Raw genomic sequence first — 20,313 nt, forward strand, 5'->3', positions numbered from 1 at the left:
GTCAGTACTTCCAGCGGTAGGCCGCCGCCACCCGGGCGTCGTCGAAGCCGTCGACGGCCGCGGCCTCCCCGAGGCGTACCGCGGTGACCGCGTCGGCCAGGACCGGCCCCAGCGCGGCGCGCAGCACCTTGTCCGCGCGGAACGCCTCCACCGCAGCCGTGAGCGTGGCCGGCAGTCGGCGCACGCCCCGGGCCGCGGCCTCGTCGGCGCCGAACCGGGCCGGGTCCCCGGTGGTCTCCTCCGGCAGCGGGGCCCCGCCGGCGATGCCGTCGAGGCCGGCGGCGATGACGCAGCCGAGCGCGAGATACGGGTTGGCGGCCAGGTCGACGGGTTTGACCTCCAGGTTGGCGTCCCGTTCCCGGCGTCCGGTGGTGCCGGTGACGACCCGCAGCGCCGTCTCGCGGGTCTCCCGGCCCCAGGCGGTGAACACGCCCGCCCACTGCGAGGGCCGCAGCCGCAGATAGCTGGCGGGGCTCGGCGCGGTCACCGCGGTCAGCGCGGGCAGCCGGGCGAGCACCCCGGCCGTGAACGACTCCGCGTCGGCCGTCATGCCGTACCGGCCCTCGCCCCCGGAGTGCAGGTTCGCCCCGCCGCGCCAGCAGGAGAGGTGCAGATGGCCGCCGTTGCCGACGCCCGAGGCGAGCACGGCCGGGGCGAAGGACACGCGCAGGCCGTGCCGTTGCGCGACCGCCCGGACGGTCTGCCGTACCAGGACGCTCCGGTCGGCCGCCGCCACCGGGTCCAGCGCGCCCACCGACACCTCGAACTGCCCGGCCGCGTACTCGGGGTGGATCTGGTCGACGTCGACGCCCTGCGCGGCGAGGGCGGTGAGCAGTTCGGCGGTGCAGTCGCTCAGCTCGACCTGCCGGGCGGCACCGTAGGCCGGGCCGGACACCGCGGGCACGAAGGTCCCGTCGGGCGCGGTGTCACGGCCGACGGACCATTCGATCTCGACCGCCGCCCGGAAGGTGATCCCGAGCCGTGCCTCGGCGTCCGCGACGACCCGGCGCAGGAAGGTCCGGCTGCACCCGGGGTGCGGCTCGCCCTCCTGCGTGATCCGGTCGACCGGGGCCCAGGCCCAGCCCGGCTGACCGGCGAGTTCCACCAGCCGGTCCAGGTCCGGGTAGAGCCGCAGGTCGCCGTCGGGCGAGCCCAGGACGTCCGTGGTGACGATCGAGTCGTCGGCCAGGAACGTGTCGAAGACCGGCGACATGCCGACACCCCAGGCCGCGGCGTCGGCGAGCCGCGTGGTCGGGACCGTCTTCACCCGGCTGACGCCCGCCGTGTCGACGTAGGCCAGGACGATCCCGCACACGCCCCGTCCGGTCAGTTCGGCGGCGCGCTCCACGGCCCGCTCCACATCGCCGGGACGCCCTCCGGGCACGGGGTCGGCCAGAGTGGTCATACGTCCTCCACAACGGGGCTCGGCTGCTCGGTCCGGGGGTCAGGGTTTCACGGCCACCACACCGAACTGCGGGACCGCCGCGGGGGAATCGGGTCCCGCGCGCCACTGCGAGCACGGCACCAGACCCGGTTCGAGCAGGTCCAGGCCGTCGAGGAAGCCGGCCACCTCGTCCTTGCCGCGGGCGGTGATCGGCGGCGTGGCGTTCTCGTTCCAGAACTCCATGGCGGCCACGTTGCCCGCACCGCCGAACTCGGGGTCGTGGGTGGGGTGCGTGAGCACGAGGTGGCTGCCGGAGGGCACCGCCGCCATGACCCGGCGCACGATGTCCCGCGCCTTGTCCGTGTCGAGCACGAAGTTGAGGATGCCCAGCATCATCACCGCGACCGGCCGCGACAGGTCGAGGGTCTCGGCGGCCCGTCGCACGATCGCGTCCGGGTCGTGCACATCGGCGTCGATGTAGTCGGTGACTCCCTCGGAACTACTGGTGAGCAGCGTACGGGCGTGCGCCAGCACGATCGGGTCGTTGTCGACGTACACGATCCGTGACTCGGGTGCGATCCGCTGCGCTATCTCATGGGTGTTGTTCACCGTCGGCAGTCCGGTGCCGATGTCGAGGTACTGCCGCACCCCGCGCTCGGCGGCCAGGCACCGCACCGCCCGCCCCAGGAACTCGCGGTCCGCGCGCGCGACCGCCCTGATCACCGGGAACAGCCCGGCGACATGCTCGCCGACCTGCTGGTCGACCTCGTAGTTGTCCTTGCCGCCGATCCAGTAGTTCCAGACCCGCGCGTTGTGCGCCACGGAGGTGTTCAGCTTCACCGGCCCGTCCGCAGGGGGGTGCCCCTCGCTCACGTCTTAGCCCTTCTCATCCGCGGTTGTCCGCCGACATTCTGCCGTCCGGTGATCGCGGCTGTCCCGGGAATCGGACACCGGGTGGCCCGGACCGGTCGGGCGGCGCCGCCGGACGCACGGTGCGGGGAGATCTTCCCAGTGGTTCGCCGGACGGTCTATAGTCATAAAACTAGCATCGCTAATTAAGCTGGCCCCTCGCGCCGCAGTCAGGAGCCCCGCCATGCGCCCCGTCCACTTCGCGGCCGCCCGCCGCACCCCCATCGGCAAGCTGCGCGGAGCGCTGTCCGCCGTGCGCCCCGACGACCTCGCGGCGGCCGTGATCCGCCGCCTGGTGGCCGACGCGCCCACGCTCGACCCGGCCAGGATCGACGACGTGTACTGGGGCGCCGCCAACCAGGCCGGCGAGGACAACCGCAACGTCGCCCGGATGGCCGCGCTCCTCGCGGGCCTGCCCGAGACCGTGCCCGGCGCCACCGTCAACCGGCTCTGCGCCTCCGGCCTGGAGGCCGTCACCACCGCCGCCCGGACCGTCGCCGCGGGCGAGGCGGACATCGTCGTCGCGGGCGGCTCCGAGTCCATGAGTCGCGCCCCCTTCGTGCTGCCCCGCCCCGACGAGGCGCTGCCGCACCGGATCGAGACCGCCGACACCCGCCTCGGCTGGCGCCTGGTCAACCCCGCGATGAAGGACCTCCACGGGCTGCTGTCCATGGGGGAGACCGCCGAGGAGGTCGCCGACCGCTACGGCGTGCCGCGCGAGCGCCAGGACGAGTTCGCGCTGCGCAGCCACCGCCTCGCCGCCGCGGCCCGCCGGGACGGCCACTTCGACGACGAGATCCTGCCCGTGCGGCGTCCGGACGGCGTCGTCGTCGACAGCGACGAGTGCATCCGCGAGGACACCTCGCTGGAGAAGCTGGCCGGGCTGCGGCCGGTGTTCCGCCAGGGCGGCACCGTCACCGCGGGCAACGCCTCACCGATGAACGACGGCGCGGCCGGACTGCTGCTGGTCGGCGAGGAGGCCCTGGAGGAACTGGGGCTGGAGTCGCTCGGCCGGTACGTGGCCGGCGCCTCGGCCGGTGTCCACCCCGATGTGATGGGCATCGGACCCGTGTCCGCCACCCGCAAGGCGCTGGCCAGGGTCGGCTGGAAGACCGGCGACGTCCAGGAGGCCGAGCTCAACGAGGCGTTCGCCGCGCAGGCCCTGGCCTGCGTCGATCAGCTCGGCATCGACCCCGACCTGGTCAACCCGAGCGGCGGGGCCATCGCCCTCGGCCATCCGCTGGGCTGCTCGGGCGCCCGCATCCTCACCACCTTGTTGCACCGCATGCGCCGCACCGGGGCCCGGCGGGGGCTTGCGACCATGTGTGTGGGAGTGGGGCAGGGAAGTGCGGTGTTGGTGGAGCGGTAGCGCTCCACCGGGCGCCCCGCGGCGGGGCGTCGCCCGCCGGTTCTCGGCCTCGCTCGAACAGGGTGCCCTCCGGGCGGCGGCGTCGTGGCTGGTCGTGCGGATTCCCGTGGCCGCTTCCCGCGACGCCCCCCGGCACCGCCGTCCCGGTGCCCGCCCGGCACGGGTGCCACGGCCGACAGATGAGACGTCCTTACGCAGGCCAGATGCGTGGGCATAGCATCGGTCACCGCATGAACACGATGACGCTCTGGCACATTTCAGGATGGGAGTACGCCGCGCTCGCCTTCGCGGCGCTCCTCGTCGGCTTCTCCAAGACCGCGGTGAGCGGCGCCAACACGGTCAGCCTCGCCGTTTTCGCGGCGGTCCTGCCCGCCCGCGCCTCCACCGGTGTGCTGCTCCCGGTCCTGATCGCGGGCGATCTGCTCGCCGTCGCCACCTACCGGCGGCACGCCCACTGGCCCACCCTGTGGCGGCTGTTCCCCGCCGTCGCGGTCGGCGTGGTGACCGGCACGCTGTTCCTGCTGTGGGCCGACGACGGGATCGTACGGATCTCGATCGGTGCGATCCTGCTGCTGATGGCCGCGGTCACGCTCTGGCGGCGCCGCCGCGCCGGCACCGAGGAGGCACCGGACTCGATCGCCACCCGGGCGGGCCGCGTCAAGGCCCGCTCGTACGGCGTCCTCGGCGGCTTCACCACCATGGTCGCCAACGCCGGCGGACCGGTGATGTCGATGTACCTGCTGTCGGCGGGCTTCCGGAAGCTGGGCTTCCTGGGCACGTCGGCGTTCTTCTTCCTGATCGTGAACGTGTCCAAGGTGCCCTTCAGCGTCGGTCTCGGCCTGATCGACGGACGTTCGCTGCTCCTCGACGCCACACTCGTCGTGTGCGTCGTGCCGGGCGCCGTCATCGGCAGATGGGCCGTGGACCGGATCAACCAGCGGCTGTTCGAACAACTGGTGATCGCGGCGACGGTGGTGGGCGGCGTCCAGCTGCTGCTGCGCTGACGGCCCACGGCCGCCGCCCGGGGCCGCGGACAGGCCCGCGAACGAGTCCCGTGCGTGACGAGGGGCCGCTCGCCTCCGCCGTTCGTCTCCGCCGTTCGTCTCCGCTGTTCGTCTCCGCTGTTCCTCCGGCCTCTCGCCCCTCCGTCGCTCGGCTCCACCGCGCACCCGGACGGCACCGGCCACCGGCTCCCCGTACCCTCACTCCCATGCCCACGCACGTCCTGATCCTCGGCGGCACCACCGAGGCCCGGCTGCTGGCAGCCGAACTGGCGGCCCGCCCCGGGGTCCTGGTGACCACCTCGCTGGCCGGGCGGGTGACCCGGCCGGCGGCGGTCGCGGGGGAGGCGCGCACCGGCGGGTTCGGCGGGGCCGAGGGGCTCGCCGCCTGGCTCGCCGAGCGGCGGGTGGACGCCCTCGTGGACGCCACGCACCCTTTCGCCGCCCGGATCACCGCCCACGCGGCGCGGGCCGCGGCGACGGCCGCAGTGCCGCTGGTGGTGGTGCGCCGGCCGGGCTGGCGGCCCGTCGAAGGCGACCGCTGGCACCCGGTGCCGTCCCTGGCCGCCGCCGCGGGCGCGCTGCCCGGGCTCGGCCGCCGGGCCTTCCTGACCACCGGCCGCCTCGGCCTCGCCGCCTTCGCCCACCTGAGGGGAGTGCACTTCGTCGTACGGTCCGTGGAGCCGCCCGAGCCGCCGCTGCCGCCGCACACCGAAGTGCTGCTGGCGCGCGGCCCGTTCACGGTGCCCGACGAGTCGGCCCTGCTGCGCCGGCACCGGATCGACGTCCTCGTCACCAAGGACAGCGGGGGAGCGGCCACGGCCGCCAAACTGACGGCCGCCCGCGCACTGGGGCTGCCCGTGGTCGTCGTGCGCAGGCCCCCGTTGCCCGCCGGGGTGACGGCGGTGCCCGACGTACCGGCCGCGCTGGCGCGGCTCGGCCTCACCCCGCCGCCGGCGACGGCCTGAGCCGGTCGTCCGCGGTGCCTCGTCCCGGGGCTCGGCCCGGCGCCGTCAGCGGTCCCGCGGGTTCCGGCGCAGCAGATACGTGTCCATGATCCAGCCCTTGCGCTCCCGGGCCCTGGCACGCAGCCGCTCGATGCGCGGTCCGGCCTCCGCGACCGGACCGGAGTCCAGGATCTCGTCCGGGGTGCCCAGATAGGCGCCCCAGTAGATGTCGACGTCGTCGTCCGCGTACCGCTTGAACGCCTGTTGGGAGTCGAGCATCACGACCACGTCGTCCACGTCCTCGGGGAAGCCCTCGGCCAGGCGCCGCCCGGTGGTGATCTGCACGGGCCGGCCCACCCGGTTCAGACCCGTGCGGTGCCGGGCGGCGAGCGCCGAGACACTGCTGATGCCCGGCACCACCTCGTACGTGAAGCGCACCGCACCCCGGGCCAGCACCTCCTCCAGGATCCCGAGCGTGCTGTCGTACAGCGCGGGATCCCCCCACACCAGGAACGCGCCGGTCTCCTCCTCGCCCAGTTCCCCGGCGATCAGCCGCTCGTAGATGCCGGCGCGCGCACCGCGCCACTCCCCGACGGCCGGCGCGTACGCCGTGCCGCCCGCGCCCCGGTCCCGTTCCGGGTCGCGGGCCTCCACCAGCCGGTACGTCCCGGCCGGCAGGTGCGCGTCCAGCAGTTCCCGGCGCAGCCGGCTCAGGTCGCTTTTCACCTCGCCCTTGTCGAGCAGGAAGAACACGTCCGTCCCGCGCAGCGCCCGGAGCGCCTGGAGGGTGAGCTGCTCGGGGTCGCCCGCGCCGATGCCGATGACATGAATGCGTCGCACACCCCGAGTCTGCCCCATGCCCGCGACCGTCCGTGCACGGCCGTCCGATCCGGCGCTACGCCGACCGCCGCCCGCGCAGCCGAGGAGCGAGCGCGGCGGCCTCGACGGCCTCCCGGTCCCGCTCCACCACGCCGGCCAGCTCCCGCGCCCAGGCCGCGAGCCCGGCGACGTCGATCCCGTAGGGCCGGACCCGCCCGCCGCGGGCGGCATACTCCTCGACCGCCGCCGCCCCGCGCCCGAGCAGCCGCGCCCCGCCGGTGGCGTTGCCCCGGGCCGCGTGCGTGAGCCCGACGGCCAGCTGGGCCAGCCCCCGCCACAAGGCGCGCTCGTCGTCGGGCCCGGACTTCCAGGCGTCCTCGAACACCTCGTGCGCATGGAACGGTCTGCCCGCGTCCAGCAGCGCCTGTGCCTCCGCGACGGTCTGCCACGGCGTGCGCACGATGCCCTCGGGCTGGCGTGCCACGCCGTCCGCGCCGTACGGCAGGGGTCGTCCCAGCCCGTCCCGGGGCCGTGCGTTGCGCGCCCGGCCCGCGTCGTCCCGGTCCCGGGCGCCGGCCGGCCGCCCCGGGGTCGCGCCCGTGGTTCCCATACGGCGATTGTGCCCCGGTCGCGCCCCGTTCCCCACCGGTGCGGGCGGCCCCGGCGCCGTTTTCGGCGCGCCCCGGCAGGTGGGGTAAAGTGCTCCGTGCGCGATCACGCGGATCACCGCGGGACGGCGCATCGGGACGTGGCGCAGCTTGGTAGCGCACTTGACTGGGGGTCAAGGGGTCGCAGGTTCAAATCCTGTCGTCCCGACTTTGTGAGGGAACAGGTCAAAGGCCGTATCGGTTCGCCGGTACGGCCTTCGGTCGTTCTTCCGGGTGCGTCAGGGGCCGATGGTCCGGGCGTTGCCGAGGGGCCAGCGGGTGGACCAGGAGGCGATGTCCTCGTCCGGGACCCCGGCCGTCCAGAGGACCGCCTGCCGCACCAACTGGCGGAACCAGGGGTTGCCCCAGGCCCGCGGGTCGTGTCCGAGGGCGGTGTAGCAGACCCGGCCCGCCCCGTGCGCGCGGGCGTAGGCGACGGGTTCGGGGCCGCGGGGGGTGTCCCGCTCGGCCAGCACGTCGAGGCCGGGCGCGCAGTCGACCAGGTAGTACTCGTCGTCGATGGCGAAGTCGTCGAGGTACCGGGTGACCGGGTGGCCGGGGCGGACCCGGACGTCGAAGCGGCCCTCGGACCCGGCGTCGCCGTGCGAGAGGTACCGGGAGCCGATCAGGTCGATCGCGGCCCGGTCGGCCTCGATGCCGCCGGGGCCGAAGCCGAAGAGGTTGCTGGCGTGTACCGCGACCACGCCCTTGCCGCCCGCCACCAGATCGGACAGCGCGCGCTGCTCTGCCGCGTCGAACCGGGGGCCCGAGAGGTACAGGACGTACACGTCGGCCTCGGCGGTGGCCGGCGGGGGATCGTTGAACCGGCTCATGCCCACGCCCCGCGCCGCCGGGAGGCCGGCCTCGACGGCGATCTCCTGGAGCGCCAGTGCTGCACCGATGAGGTCGTGGTGCACGTCCGTGCCGTCCACCAGGACCAGCACGGACGGGACGGCTCGTAGCTTCAACGCCCACCTCCGATGTCGCCGGACGCCTCGGGTGCCCGGCGGTGCGGATCTACAGACAGTGACACTACCAGGAGATACCAATCAATACATTCGGCAATACCACTTGTACCAGAGGTGGGCGGCGAGTAGCGTCCCGCCCATCCGCGCTACCCCTGGAGAGCAACTGTGCCGACCGTCCTCACCAGCCACCTCGGATACAACACGGCAGCGTCGAAGAAGGCGGTGGTCCGCAGCCACGAGCCCGTCGACGTACGCTCGGCGGCCCTCGTCGAGGCAGCCACCGGCACCCGCACCGAGCTGGCCCCAGGCCCCGAAGTGACGGTCGACCGCTGGTCGCTCGGCACCTTCCGGCGCATCGACTTCAGCCACGTGCGCACCGCGGGCGAGTACGTCGTCGAGATCACCACCCCGGAGGGCACCCACCGCTCCGAGCCGTTCCCGATCCGCGACGGCCGTCTCCAGGCCGCGACCCTCTCCGACTGCCTCAACTACTTCAAGGCCGTGCGCTCCAGCGGCGAGATCGACCGCAAGGACCGCGCCGCCCGCTTCTACGGCGACGATTCCGGCCGCACCGTGGACGCCCGCGGCGGCTGGCTCGACGCGTCCGGCGACTTCAGCAAGTTCCTCAGCCACCTCAACTACACGCGGATGATGAGCCCCCAGCAGACGCCCCTGTGCGCCTGGGCCTTCCTCGCCGCCCGCGACGAACTGCGCACCGCCCACCCCCGGCTGGCGGAGGCCCTGGGCGCCCGGCTGCGCGACGAGGCCCTCCACGGCGCCGACTTCCTGGTGCGATTCCAGTCCCCCGAGGGCTACTTCTACACCGGGATCTTCGACGCCCTCACCAAGGACCTGGACGAGCGTGTCATCAACGCCCCCCTCCAGGACAGCGTGCGCACCCAGCGCTGGCAGGCCGCCTACCGGATGGGCGGCGGCCTCGCCGTCGCCGCGCTGGCCCGCGCCTCGACGGCCGAGGACCACGGCGACTTCACCGCGCAGGAGTACCTGGCCGCCGCGCGCCGCGGCTTCGCGCACCTGGAGGAGCACAACACCGACTACCTGTACGACGGCACGGAGACCGTCCTCGACGACTACTGCGCGCTGCTCGCGGCGGCCGAACTGACCGCCGCCGTGCCCGAGGAGGAGCGCGCGCCCTTCCTCGCCGCGGCCGAGCGGCGCGCCGCGTCGCTCGCCGACCGGTACACCGACTCGGGCCGTGGCTTCGGCTACCTGCGCGGCGACGCCGAGGGCCGCCCGTTCTTCCACGCTGCGGAGCCGGGCCTTCCGGCGGTGGCGCTGCTGCGGTTCGCCGAGGTGTGCCCCGGCTCGCCGCTCGCCGACCGCGCCGTGGAGACGGCGCTCACGCTCGCGAAGGACGCCGTGTTCCTCGCCGACGAGGTCGCCAACCCCTTCGGTTACGCCAGGCAGTTCATGCAGCCGAAGGGCGAGGAACCGCGCACCGGGTTCTTCTTCCCGCACGAGAACGAGACCGGCTACTGGTGGCAGGGCGAGAACGCCGGCATCTGCTCCACCGCCTACGCGGCCCTGCGCGCCGCCGCCCTGCCCGCCTGCGACGAGCGGCTGCGCGCCCGGCTGCGGGTGCTCGCCGAGGACCAGCTCCAGTGGGTGGTCGGGCTCAACCCGTACGACAGCTCGATGATGCAGGGCCGGGGGCGCAACCAGGCCGAGTACTCGGCGGTGTACCAGAACGTACCGGGCGGCATCCTCAACGGGATCACCGGCGGGGTGGAGGACGAGCACGACATCGCTTTCATGCCCGAGGAGCAGGTGGCCGCGGGGGTCACCTGGCGGTGGGCCGAGCAGTGGATTCCGCATTCGGCGTGGTTTTTGCTGGCCGCCTCCGCGGGGCGCTGAGCGCTTGGCTTTGGCGGGTTGGGTTTGTTGGGCTGGGGTTTGTTGGGTGGGTGCGGGTGGGGTGTGGTTTTTTGCGCAGTTCCCCGCGCCCCTGTGGGGTGGTTGGGGGTGTGGGGGTTGTCTGCGGGTGGGGTGTGGTTTTTTGCGCAGTTCCCCGCGCCCCTGTGGGGTGGTTTGGGGGTGAGGTTCGTCTGCGGGTGGGGTGTGGCTGGTCGCGCAGTTCCTCGCGCCCCTTGGGGGTGGGGGTGGGGGTGTGGTTGGTCGCGCAGTTCCCCGCGCCCCTTGGGGGTGGGTGTGTGGTTCCCCGTGTCTCTAGGGGGTGAGGTTGAGTTTGTGGTGGGCGAGGGTTATTGCGCCGGTCACGGGGGGTGCGTCCAGGAGACGTAGGGTGAGGTCGGGGTGTGTGGTGGCCAGCCGTGCCCTCAGGCGGTTCGTCAGCCTTGGCTGGCGTACCAGGACGGTGCCCGCCGCCACCACCGTCCCGCCCACCGCGCCGCGCCGGGTCAGGCGGTCGACCAGGGTCTGGAGGTGGGCCGCGGCCTCGTCCACCACCCGGGCCGCCAGCGCGGAACCGGCGTCCGCGGCAAGGAACACGGCCGGTGCGCCGGGGCCCCAGTGACCGGGCTCCGGACGGTCGTTGACGATCCGGGCCAGCGCCGGCGGGTCCGCGGCGCCGAAGTGCCCGAGCAGCGCGGCCAGGAGGCCGTCGTCCGGCAGACCGGCGTCGTGGGCCGCGAGGACGGCCCGGGTCGCCTCCCGCACGATCGCCGGTGCGCTCGCCTCGTCGCCGAGCACCCAGCCCCAGCCGCCCGCGAACAGCACGTTCCCGGCGGCGTCCGCGCCCACCCCGATGGAGCCGGTGCCCGCGATGAGGCCGATGCCCCGGTCGAGCCCGGCGGCGGGCACCAGCAGGGCGGCGTCGTTGACGACCGCCGCGGGCACCCCGGCGACCGCCGTCACGGCCTCGGCCAGCCGCGCACAGTGCTCCTGGGTGTCGCAGCCCTGCGCGCCGACGCCGACGGCGGCGAGTTCGTCGCCGTCGGGCACCGTGGCGGTCAGCTCCCGCAGCAGGCGGTCGGCCGCGGCATCCACCGGGGACGCGTCCCAGCCGTCGGAGGCGCACCGGCGCTCCGCGCGCAGGGTGCCGTCCAGCGCCACCACCCGGATGTCGATCTTCGTGCCGCCCACGTCGGCACCCGCGACCACCTTCACTGCCGCGGCTCCCCGCTCGTCACCTTGGTGTCGGCGTTGTGGAAGACGAACTCCTCGACGTCCACACCGCGCAGTCGGGCCACCGCCGCCACCAGGATCTGGGTGACGAGGACCTCGGCGACGGCGCGTTGGGCGGGCGGCAGCGCGGGCAGCCGGACCTGGTGGACACCCGGCGCGGCAGCGATCCGCTCGGCGGTGACGAGGACGGTGGGATGGCCGGAACCGGCCAGCGTCTCGGCGGCGGCGGCCTCCCGGGCCCCGCCGAACAGGACGTGCACGCTGCCGCCGGCCGACTCCATCGAGCCGTGCAGGTACTGCCGGGTGCTCATACCCGTCGACTGGATCCGGGCGATCTCCCGGAACAGCAGGGCGCTCTCCTCGGCGGAGCCGACCGACGGTCCGGCGCCGACGAAATCGGCCGAGGTGACCGTGGCGAACAGGGGCGCGAGCGCGTGGACCTGCTCCGTCACCTCCCGTTCGGTGGCCGCGAAGACGTCGCCGAGTTCCGCCCAGCCGGGATGGATCCGGCCGCCGTCCCAGGCTTCCGCGAGCAGGCCGGCCGCCGCGATGGTCGCGGTGAAACCGATGGTGGAGGCGTAGCTGTCCGGTATGTCACCGAGGCCCACCAGGACCGTGGCGGTGTCGGCGACGGGCGAGGGGACGGCGTTGACGACGGCGTACCGCTGGGCCGGGTCGACGGATTCGAGGACGGCGATCGTCTCGGCGCTGCGGCCGCTCTGGGAGACGCCGAAGACCGGGTGGTCGCTGCGGGGGAACGGCAGCGGATGGTCGCCCGCGCTCAGCCGCCAGGAATGGATGCCGCGGCTGCGCAGCTGCCAGACGGGCGCGCAGACGGCGGCGAGGCTGGCCCCGATGCCGACGAAGACCGGGCCGGGACCGGACAGCCTGCCTTCCTCCGCCAGGTCGGTCACCCGCGCGGTCAGCCTGCCCACGGCTGCGGTCAGCTCCGCCGCCTGCGTCGCGCGGGCCGCCGCGTAGGTGATGTAGCCGTCGGTCATGTCTGCTCCGTTCTGAGCACGGTGGGGGCGGGCGTCGCCGCAGGCGCGGCTCCGGCCCGCACTGCGGGGGTCCGGTCGCGCCCCGGCCGTGCGTCGGCCGGGGCGGTCGGGTCGGGCGACGAGGTCGCCCGGGCGGCTTCGGCCGCCTGCGGGGGCGGGCGGAGCCGCCCCGGCACGGTCAGGGGTGCCGGAGCGGCTCCGGACCAGGGTGGGACCGGCGGGGCGCGGCGGCGCGCCGCGGCCGTCCGGCGGGCCGAAGCGGGGCCGGCCCTCTCATGCCTCGGCGCTCCGGCTGAAGGAGGTGCGCAGCCGGTAGCGGTCGCCGGCGTAGCGGATGGCGGAGGACAGCAGCGGACGGTGCGCGGGGTCGCGGACGATCTGACGCATCTCCAGGACAGGGGTCCCGGCCGCGATGTCGAGGTGTGCGGCGAGGTCCGCGTCGGCGGCACGGGCCTCCACGGTGGTCTCCGCCTGCGCCGGCCGCCGCCCGCGGGCGGTGAGCACGTCGTAGAGCGAGGCGGTGGTGAAGTCGATGTCGTCGAAGCCCTCGGCCACGTCGGCGGGCAGCAGCGACTGGTCCACGGCGATGGGGACCTGGTCGAGCATGCGCACCCGGTCGAGCCGGTAGACCCGGGTGCCGGGGGCGATCTGGAACGCGCCGGCCTCGTCGTAGGTGCACGGGCCGAGACCGCGGCGCAGTACGCGCGAGGTGGCGGTCAGGCCCATCCGGTGCGCGGTCTCGGAGAAGGACTCCAGGGTGTTGGGCCAGTCGCCGCGCTCGGCGCGGGTGACGTACCAGCCGCGGCCGTGCGCGGGCCGCAGCACTCCTTCGTCGACCAGCGCGGTCAGCGCCTTGCGCAGCGTCACCCGGGAGATGGCGAGCATCTGGCACAGCTCGCGCTCCGGGGGCAGCCGGGAGCCGGGCTTGACCTCGCCGTTCCTGATGCGGGTGAGCAGGGCGGCCTTGGCCTGCGCCCACAGCGGCTCGGGGTACTCGGCGGGCAGCGCCCCGGTGCCGGCTCCGGTGGTCATGCGTCCACCCCGGGTCCGGGCCGGGCACCCGCCCGGGTTGCGCGGGGCGCGGGGAGGCGGGTGCCGTGCGTACGGGGGAGCGAGCCGCCCCGCGAGTCGTGGAGACCGACGCCGATCACTTTCTCTGCTTCCCTTTCGCCTTCTTGGCCTTCCCCCGTGGACCGCCCGTGGTTGTCGGCGCGGATCGACCGAGTCCTTGATACCAAGTGGTGTTGCTGTGGTCTTATACAGGTTAGCGCAATGTACGTCATGGTGGTGAGGTTTCCGTCCCGTCATGCCTCGCCCAGCAGCCGGTCCATGGCCCGGTCCAGGGCGGGGTCGACGACCTGGAGTTCCGGATGGGCGTCGTAGTGGGCGAGCACCTCGCGGGCGCCCTCGGCGAACGGCACCTCGGGCGCGAAGCCGGGCACCAGCCTGCGCAGCTTGGCGGTGTCGAACAGCATCGAATGCCGGAAGTCGTGCTCCAGCACCTCCCGCCAGCCCGGCACCTGCTCGCCGAACGCCTCGCTGGCCGCGTGCCGCAGCACCGGCCGGCGCACCCCGGCCGCGGCGGCCAGCGCCAGGTGGATCTGGTCCCAGGTCAGCACGTCACCGCTGACCACGTTGACGCTCTCGCCGAGCGCGTGGCCGTTGCCGAGCAGCGGCACGAAGGCACGGGCGAAGTCCCGGGAGTGGGTCAGCGACCACAGCGAGGTCCCGTCGCCGTGCACCACCACCGGCCTGCCCCGGCGCATCCGGTCGATCGCGGTCCAGCCCGCGAGGCTCGGGATCACCGTGCGGTCGTACGTGTGGAAGGGCCGCACGATCGTCAGGGGGAAGCCGTGGCTGCGGTACGCCTCCTCCAGGAGCAGTTCGCAGGCGATCTTGTCCCGCGGATAGCCGAACTCCGGTTGGCTGCGCGGGCTGGACTCGGTGATCGGCAGCTGCGGCACCGGCCGGGCGAAGACGGAACAGGTGCTGATGAAGACGTACTGGCCGGCCGAGCCGTCGAACAGCGCCGGATGACCACGCACGTCGTCGGGGGTGAAGCCGACCCAGTTGACGACGGCGTCGAACTCCGCGCCGCGCAGCACACCGGCGAGCGCCGCCGTGTCCCGCACGTCGGCCCGCAGCGCCCGGACCCCGGGGGCCGGCCGTCGGCGTGGCTCGCTCCGCGTGACGACCGTGACGTCCGCGCCGCGCCGGACGGCCTCCGCGGCCGCGGCCGAGCCGATCATGCCCGCGCCGCCCAGGAAGAGGACCCTCATGCCGGTGTCTCCGTCCCCGTCGCGCGGGCGGCGGACAGACCGCGCCCCACCAGGTGGTCGCGGCTGCGGCGCAGCGCCTCGAAGGTGTCGATGTGCAGTCGCTCCAGTTCGACGATGTGCCAGCGGACGCCGGACGGCACACTCAGCACCCGGGCCCAGTCGATCCGGCCCTCGCCGATGGGCACCATGACGTCCTCCTCGTAGCTGACGGCCGGCCCGTCCTTGACGTGGACGAAGCGCACCCGCTCGCCGAGACGGGCGATCACCTCGGCGGGGTCGGCGCCGCCCAGCACGGCCCAGTAGGCGTCCAGTTCCAGGAGCACCCGTGGATCCAGTTCGTCCAGCAGCAGGTCGTACGCGGGCCGTCCGGCGAAGACCTGGGAGAACTCCGCGAAATGGTTGTGGTAGGCGATCCGCATGCCGCGGGCGGCGGCACGCTCGGCCGCCTCGTTCACCCGCTGGACGCCGCGGCGGACCGCGTCGGGCGAGGCGAACTCCTCGCGCTCCATGCTCCACACCAGGACCTCGGCGCCCAGCTCCGCGTTCTGGTCCAGTACGGCCTCGGCCGCCGGGCCCGCGGGGAACGGCGCGTGGGCGCTGGTGAGCGTCAGGCCGGCGGCCGCGACGGCGGCCCGCACCCGGGCCGGACCGAAGTGCTCCACCAGGCCGTAGGTCTCGATGCCCGTGTAGCCGAGGGCGGCGAGCCGGGCGAGGGTGCCCTCCAGGTCGGCGCGGGCCTGCCGGAGGACGGTGTACATCATGACACCGAGGTCTGCGGGCATCGTTCCTCCTTGGACGGTCGCTCGGGCTGCGCGGGCCGGCGGGGCCGCGGCGGGTGTGCCGCGGCCCGTGCGGGCGCTCATCGGGGCTTCAGCCGCAGCGCCACCACCGGGTTCGGCACCGGGCTGAAGTAGGGGTCGTCCGCCGACGGGAAGCCGCTGACCTTGGCGGTGCTCCAGTCGCCGTAGGAACCCCAGTAGAACAGCGGTATCCACGGCAGGTTCTCCACGAAGATCCGCTGGATCCTGTCGAGGATGTCCTGCCGTTCCTTGTCCGTGCTCGCCTCGGGGTACCGCTTGAACAGCGCCGCGGCCTCCGCGTTGCGAAACCGCTCGATGTTCTGGTAGGTCGGTGTGGCCTTGCCGACCGGATAGTAGAAGTTCGGGTTCATCGTGTCGTTGTAGAACGAGAACGCGCGGGGCGCGGAACCCACCGGATAGCCCATGGTGGAGTCGAAGTCGCCCCTGGCGGTCAGGCCGTTGATGTCGTTGACCGATGTGGTGTCGACCGTGAGCTTGATGCCGATGTCCTTCAACTGGGAGACCAGCACCTGCACGCGCGAGGCTATGTCGGTGTAGGAGGACGGGAAGCTGATGGAGAACTCCACCCGCTTGCCGTTCTTCTGGTAGTAGCCGTCACCGCCCTTCGCGTAGCCGGCGTCCGTCAGCGTCTGCTCCGCCTTCGCCTTGTCCTGCACGAAGTCCACGCCCTTGTACTGGGCGGCGACCGCGCTCTCGTAGGCGGGCATCGGCAGGCCGGTGACACTGGTGGCCGGCGAGTCGTGCGTGGCCGCGGCGATCTGCTTGCGGTCCACGCCGAGGCTGATGGCCTGACGCACCGCGAGATCGCTGAGCGGCCAGCGCTCCAGGTTCGGGATCAGACCGTCGGTGCCGGCCAGCGGCGTCCAGTAGTGGTTGTCCTTGCTGCGCGCGAGATACGTCTTGTCCGCGTTGGCGATGTAGGAACCGCCCCAGTCCACCTGGCCCTGGACCAGCGCGTTGGTCATGCTCTGGTTGTCCTTGTAGGCGACGAAGCGAATGCTGGTGACCTCGGGTCTGGTCTGCCAGTAGCCCTCGTTGCGGTCGAGGACGAAACTCTGCGTGGAGAACGAGGCCAGCTTGTAGGGGCCGGTGCCGACCGGGTTCTTGTCGGTGTACTTCGTCGGATCGCCGACGGTGGACCAGATGTGCCGGGAGACGATCGGCGCGGACACGATGTTGGTGAAGAACTGCTCGGAGGGTTTGGCGAAGGTCATGACGACCTCGTCGGCGCCGTTCGCCTTGACCGAGTCGAAGGCGATGCCCAGCACGTTGAGCCCCGGGTACTTCTTCAGCATCTCGAAGGTGAACACCACGTCGTCGGCGGAGAACGGCTTGCCGTCCGTCCACTTCACTCCGGTCCGCACGGTCAGGGTCAGCGTCCTGTTGTCGCCCGACCACTTCCAGCTCCGGGCGAGCCAGGGGATGTCCTTGCCGATGTCGACGGTGTTGATCTGCACGAGTGGCTCGTAGATGAAGCCGCCCTGGCCCTGGTTGGTGTAGGCGAGGGTGTTCGCCGACTGGGCGAGGAACGGGTTGAAGACCTGGGTGAGGTTGTCGGCCTGTCCGGAGACGGTCAGCGTCGACGAGCCGCCGGAGGCGGACGGCGAACAGGAGGCCAGCGCGAAGCCGGCGGAGACCGCCAGGGTTCCGGCGAGGACGCCGCGTCTCGTCGGGCGCGCGGCGTGCGTCAGGCCCGTCGACAGCGACGAGGGTGAGATGGTCACGGTGTGTCTGCTCCTCAAGTGTGCTGGTACGGAGGGTGCTTGACGTTCAGCGGGCGGCGGGGCCCGGGTCGTCGGCCGGTGCGGGGCCGCCCGCCGGCGCGGCGGGGCCCGCGACGGGACCGGCCGGGACGCCCGCTCCGTGCTGCCCGGCGGACGCGGTGAGCCCGGCGACGGCCGTGGCGTTCTCGGCCCGCCGCGCGGCGGCCTCGGAGTCGTCCGCGTACAGCCAGCAGCGCGCCGAATGGCCGCCCGGCAGGGCGAAGGAGGGCGGTGCCTGACGTGCGCAGCGCTCCATCGCGAACGGGCAGCGCGGGTGGAACCGGCAGCCCGGGGGCGGGTCGATGAGGCTGGGCGGCCGGCCGATGTCGCGCACCCGGGCCGTCCCGGCGCGCGAGGGGTCGGGCGCGGAGGAGATCAGCAACTGCGTGTAGGGGTGCGCGGCCTGCTGGGTCACCGCCTCCGACGGGCCGGACTCCACGAGCTGCCCGGCGTACATCACCGCGGTGTCGGCGGCGAAGTACCGGGCGGAGGCGATGTCGTGGGTGACGTACAGCATCGCCGCGTCGCGTTCCTCGGTGAGGCGGCGCAGCAGGTTGAGGATGCCGAGGCGGATGGAGACGTCGAGGCTGGAGACGGGCTCGTCGGCGAGGAACACCGCCGGGCTCGCGGTCAGGGCGCGGGCGATCGACAGCCGCTGGAGCTGGCCGCCGGACAGTTCGTGCGGGTACTTCTCGGTGAACTGGTTCGCCGGTACGAGGTTGATCTGCGCCATCAGGTCGTCGATGACCGCGGCCTGCTCCCGCCGGCCGGTGCCCGGGTGGTGCAGCGCGACCGCCCTCCTGAGCGTGCTCGCGATGGTCGCCACCGGGTTGAAGGAGGCGAAGGGGTCCTGGAGGATCAGCTGCACCTCGCTGGTGTACGTGCGAAACGCCCGCCCCCTGGTGGACCGCACCGGGCTTCCGTGCAGCCGGATCTCACCACTGGTCAGTGGATGCAGCTGCGCCAGGAGCCGGGCCAGGGTGGACTTGCCGGACCCCGACTCGCCGACCAGGGCGGTGATCCGTCCCGCGTACAGGCTCAGCGACACACCCTCCACGGCGTGCACCGTCCGCCCGCGCGCGGCACCCCGGGGCAGCACGCTGCGCACCGGGAACCGCTTGGTGACCTCCACGGCCTCCAGCACCGGCCGGTCCGCCGGCCGTTCCGTTCCGTCGGGGCCGGCCGGCCGCGGAGCCGTGCCGCCACCCGTCTCGTCGGCGCTCACTGCTTCTCACCCATCGCGAATCGGTCCTCGCTGTCCTCGGTGTCGTCGCCGGCGGCGCCGGGGCCGGGCCCGGCGTCCGCGTATCGCAGGCAGGCCGCCCTGGTGGCGCCCCGGCCCGGTTGCCCGATGTCGTACAGCACGGGCGCGCGCACCGAGCAGTCCTCGAACGCGACCGGGCAGCGCGGGTGGAAGGCGCACCCGGAGGGCATCCGGCGCAGGTCGGGCGGCGAGCCGGTGATGCCGGTGAGTTCGCGCTTGGGGCCGCCGAGGGTCGGGAACGAGGCGAGCAGGCCGCGGCTGTAGGGGTGCCGGGGCTGCCGGTAGAAGTCGTCGGCCGCGGCCGTCTCGACGATCCGGCCGCCGTACATCACGGCGATGGTGTCGGAGAGTTCGATCAGCAGCGACAGGTCGTGCGTGATGAACACGACCGAGAAGCCCAGGGTGTCCTTCAACTCCATGATCTTCTCGATGATCTGACGCTGGATGACCACGTCGAGTGCGGTGGTGGGCTCGTCCATCACGATGATCTCGGGGTCCAGGGCGAGCCCGATCGCGATCATCGCGCGCTGCCGCATGCCGCCGGACAACTCGTGCGGGTAGGCGCTCGCGCGGTCGGCCGGGATGCCCACGACGCCGAGCAGTTCGACGATCCTGGCGGCCCGCTCCTGGCGGGTCATGTGCGGCCGGTGGGCGGCGAGCACGTCCTCGATCTGCTCGCCGATCCGCATGATCGGGTTGAGCGCGTGCATGGCCGACTGGAAGACGATCGACAGCTCCTCCCAGCGGAACGCGCGCAGTTCGCCGTCGGCCATCGACAGCACGTCCACGCTGGTGCCGTCGGGCGAGGTGTAGCGGATCTCGCCCCGGGACATCTCCGCGGGCGGCTTGTGCAGCCGGGTGATGGCGTACGCGAGCGTGGACTTGCCGGATCCCGACTCGCCCGCGATGCCCAGCACTTCGCCGCGGCGCAGGGTGAACGACACGTCGTCGACGGCCCGCACCCGGCCGCCGTCCCCGCCGTACTCCACGCACAGCCCGCGTACGTCGAGCACGACGTCGGTGCTGTCCCGGGTGAACGGGGCGGGCTTCGGCCGCGCGGCCGGGCCGGCGGGACGGTGGGGCCTGCGGGTGCGCGGCCGGGCGGCCTGGGCGCGCTGGGCCTTCTTGGTGCCGATGCCGGCCTGCCGCAGGCGGGGGTTGATGAACTCGTCGATGCCGAAGTTCACCAGTGACAGGGCGGTGCCGAGCAGCGCGATCGCGAGGCCCGCGGGGACGAACCACCACCAGGCGCCGGTGAGCAGCGCGCTGTTGACCTGCGCCCAGTACAGGATGGTGCCCCAGGACCACTGGGTCACGTCGGTCAGGCCGAGGAAGGCGAGGCTGGCCTGGGTGAGGATGGCGGCGGTGACGGTGCCGAGGAACGAGGCGGCGATGACGGCCACCTGGTTCGGCAGGATGTCCCTGAGGATGATCCGGGAGGTCCGCTCGCCGGTGGCGCGTGCCGCCTCCACGAAGTCCCGTTTGCGCAGCGACAGGGTCTGGGCGCGCAGGACGCGGGCGCCCCACGCCCAGCCGGTGACGGAGATGACCAGGATGATGCCGAGCGAGCCGCTGTGCGGCAGGTACGCGGCGAGGATGATCGTCAGCGGCAGGGCGGGCAGCACCAGGAAGACGTTGGCCAGCAGGGAGAGGAGTTCGTCGCCCAGGCCGCCCACGTAGCCGGCCGTGACGCCGACGAGGACGGACAGCACCGTCGTCACGATCGCGGCGCCGAAGCCGACCGCGAGCGAGGCGCGCGCTCCGTACAGCATCTGGGAGAGCACGTCCTGCCCGTTCTGGGTGGTGCCGAGCAGATGGGCGGCGGAGGGCGCGGCGGTGGCGGTGTCGCTGACGGCCGACGGGTCGTACGGCGCGATCCACGGGCCGATCACGGCCAGCACCGCGAAGACCACGGTGACGACCAGGCCGGTGCAGGTCAGGGGCGAGCGGAGCAGACGCCGCCAGAGCCGGGCGGGACCCGCCGCGGATTCGGTCGGCGCCGACGCCTCGGCGACGGCGGCGGCAGTTACGGCCAT

17 protein-coding genes, 1 tRNA gene and 1 pseudogene are annotated in these 20,313 nt (G+C 73.3%); 5 read left to right on the plus strand and 14 right to left on the minus strand.

Features of this window, described 5'->3' with window-relative positions:
- Window position 1: 1 nt before the first annotated feature.
- Together ACFC09_RS12485 and ACFC09_RS12490 are read right to left on the minus strand one after the other, a co-directional pair.
- Window positions 2-1,405, minus strand: a complete 1,404-nt coding sequence (locus ACFC09_RS12485; protein WP_376526393.1) for a glutamine synthetase family protein — start codon at window positions 1,403-1,405, stop codon at window positions 2-4.
- A 39-nt stretch (window positions 1,406-1,444) separates the two neighbouring features.
- Window positions 1,445-2,257 carry an SAM-dependent methyltransferase gene (locus tag ACFC09_RS12490; RefSeq protein ID WP_376526395.1) on the minus strand — a complete coding sequence of 271 codons (813 nt, stop codon included), beginning with the start codon at window positions 2,255-2,257 and terminating at the stop codon, window positions 1,445-1,447.
- A 220-nt stretch (window positions 2,258-2,477) separates the two neighbouring features.
- On the opposite strand from ACFC09_RS12490, the gene ACFC09_RS12495 reads away from it, so the two are divergent.
- The 3 genes from ACFC09_RS12495 (at window position 2,478) to ACFC09_RS12505 (ending at window position 5,631) form a co-directional block, all read left to right on the plus strand.
- Window positions 2,478-3,662 (plus strand): thiolase family protein, encoded by a 1,185-nt coding sequence (locus ACFC09_RS12495; RefSeq protein WP_376526398.1) that lies wholly within the window; start codon window positions 2,478-2,480, stop codon window positions 3,660-3,662.
- Window positions 3,663-3,892: 230 nt separating this feature from the next.
- On the plus strand, window positions 3,893-4,666 hold the full coding sequence (locus ACFC09_RS12500) for a sulfite exporter TauE/SafE family protein (RefSeq protein ID WP_376526401.1): 774 nt from the start codon (window positions 3,893-3,895) through the stop codon (window positions 4,664-4,666).
- A 206-nt stretch (window positions 4,667-4,872) separates the two neighbouring features.
- Window positions 4,873-5,631, plus strand: a complete 759-nt coding sequence (locus tag ACFC09_RS12505; RefSeq protein ID WP_376526403.1) for a cobalt-precorrin-6A reductase — start codon at window positions 4,873-4,875, stop codon at window positions 5,629-5,631.
- 45 nt (window positions 5,632-5,676) lie between these two features.
- Here the strand turns inward: ACFC09_RS12505 and cobF are convergent, their stop codons facing one another.
- A complete protein-coding gene (gene cobF / locus ACFC09_RS12510; RefSeq protein WP_376526405.1) occupies window positions 5,677-6,450 on the minus strand; it encodes a precorrin-6A synthase (deacetylating) in 774 nt (257 codons plus the stop codon).
- Window positions 6,451-6,505: 55 nt separating this feature from the next.
- Window positions 6,506-7,039, minus strand: a complete 534-nt coding sequence (locus tag ACFC09_RS12515) for a DUF309 domain-containing protein (RefSeq protein ID WP_376526407.1) — start codon at window positions 7,037-7,039, stop codon at window positions 6,506-6,508.
- A gap of 132 nt (window positions 7,040-7,171) precedes the next feature.
- Here ACFC09_RS12515 and ACFC09_RS12520 point away from each other — a divergent pair.
- Window positions 7,172-7,245 (plus strand) — tRNA-Pro (locus tag ACFC09_RS12520).
- A gap of 70 nt (window positions 7,246-7,315) precedes the next feature.
- Here ACFC09_RS12520 and ACFC09_RS12525 read toward each other — a convergent pair.
- On the minus strand, window positions 7,316-8,044 hold the full coding sequence (locus ACFC09_RS12525; protein WP_376526410.1) for a ThuA domain-containing protein: 729 nt from the start codon (window positions 8,042-8,044) through the stop codon (window positions 7,316-7,318).
- A 165-nt stretch (window positions 8,045-8,209) separates the two neighbouring features.
- Between ACFC09_RS12525 and ACFC09_RS12530 the strand changes: the two genes are divergently transcribed.
- Window positions 8,210-9,919 carry a glycoside hydrolase family 9 protein gene (locus tag ACFC09_RS12530; protein ID WP_376526413.1) on the plus strand — a complete coding sequence of 570 codons (1,710 nt, stop codon included), beginning with the start codon at window positions 8,210-8,212 and terminating at the stop codon, window positions 9,917-9,919.
- A 312-nt stretch (window positions 9,920-10,231) separates the two neighbouring features.
- On the opposite strand, the gene ACFC09_RS12535 is transcribed toward ACFC09_RS12530, so the two are convergent.
- The 9 genes and pseudogenes from ACFC09_RS12535 to ACFC09_RS12575 all read right to left on the minus strand — a co-directional run.
- On the minus strand, window positions 10,232-11,131 hold the full coding sequence (locus ACFC09_RS12535) for an N-acetylglucosamine kinase (RefSeq protein ID WP_376526415.1): 900 nt from the start codon (window positions 11,129-11,131) through the stop codon (window positions 10,232-10,234).
- Window positions 11,128-12,150 (minus strand): SIS domain-containing protein, encoded by a 1,023-nt coding sequence (locus ACFC09_RS12540; RefSeq protein ID WP_376526418.1) that lies wholly within the window; start codon window positions 12,148-12,150, stop codon window positions 11,128-11,130. Before ACFC09_RS12540 ends, ACFC09_RS12535 begins: the two co-directional genes overlap by 4 nt.
- A 273-nt stretch (window positions 12,151-12,423) precedes the next feature.
- Window positions 12,424-13,182 (minus strand): GntR family transcriptional regulator, encoded by a 759-nt coding sequence (locus ACFC09_RS12545; RefSeq protein WP_376526421.1) that lies wholly within the window; start codon window positions 13,180-13,182, stop codon window positions 12,424-12,426.
- A 272-nt stretch (window positions 13,183-13,454) separates the two neighbouring features.
- Window positions 13,455-14,429, minus strand: coding sequence for an NAD-dependent epimerase/dehydratase family protein (locus ACFC09_RS12550; protein WP_376526423.1), 975 nt, complete (start codon window positions 14,427-14,429; stop codon window positions 13,455-13,457).
- Window positions 14,426-15,211, minus strand: coding sequence for a sugar phosphate isomerase/epimerase family protein (locus ACFC09_RS12555; protein ID WP_376526425.1), 786 nt, complete (start codon window positions 15,209-15,211; stop codon window positions 14,426-14,428). Before ACFC09_RS12555 ends, ACFC09_RS12550 begins: the two co-directional genes overlap by 4 nt.
- Before the next feature lie 77 nt (window positions 15,212-15,288).
- Entirely contained in the window at window positions 15,289-16,974 is a 1,686-nt protein-coding gene (locus tag ACFC09_RS12560; RefSeq protein ID WP_376526427.1) for an ABC transporter substrate-binding protein, read from the minus strand.
- A gap of 46 nt (window positions 16,975-17,020) precedes the next feature.
- Window positions 17,021-18,238 (minus strand): ABC transporter ATP-binding protein, encoded by a 1,218-nt coding sequence (locus ACFC09_RS12565; RefSeq protein WP_376526429.1) that lies wholly within the window; start codon window positions 18,236-18,238, stop codon window positions 17,021-17,023.
- Window positions 18,235-19,290 carry an ABC transporter ATP-binding protein gene (locus tag ACFC09_RS12570; protein WP_376526786.1) on the minus strand — a complete coding sequence of 352 codons (1,056 nt, stop codon included), beginning with the start codon at window positions 19,288-19,290 and terminating at the stop codon, window positions 18,235-18,237. The genes ACFC09_RS12565 and ACFC09_RS12570 overlap by 4 nt, the downstream gene beginning before the upstream one ends.
- Window positions 19,291-19,479: 189 nt before the next feature.
- Window positions 19,480-20,313: pseudogene (locus ACFC09_RS12575) on the minus strand (ABC transporter permease); the annotation flags it as partial.

Origin of the sequence: Streptomyces sp. NPDC056161 (assembly GCF_042268025.1) — a bacterium.
Taxonomy (GTDB): Bacteria; Actinomycetota; Actinomycetes; order Streptomycetales; family Streptomycetaceae; genus Streptomyces.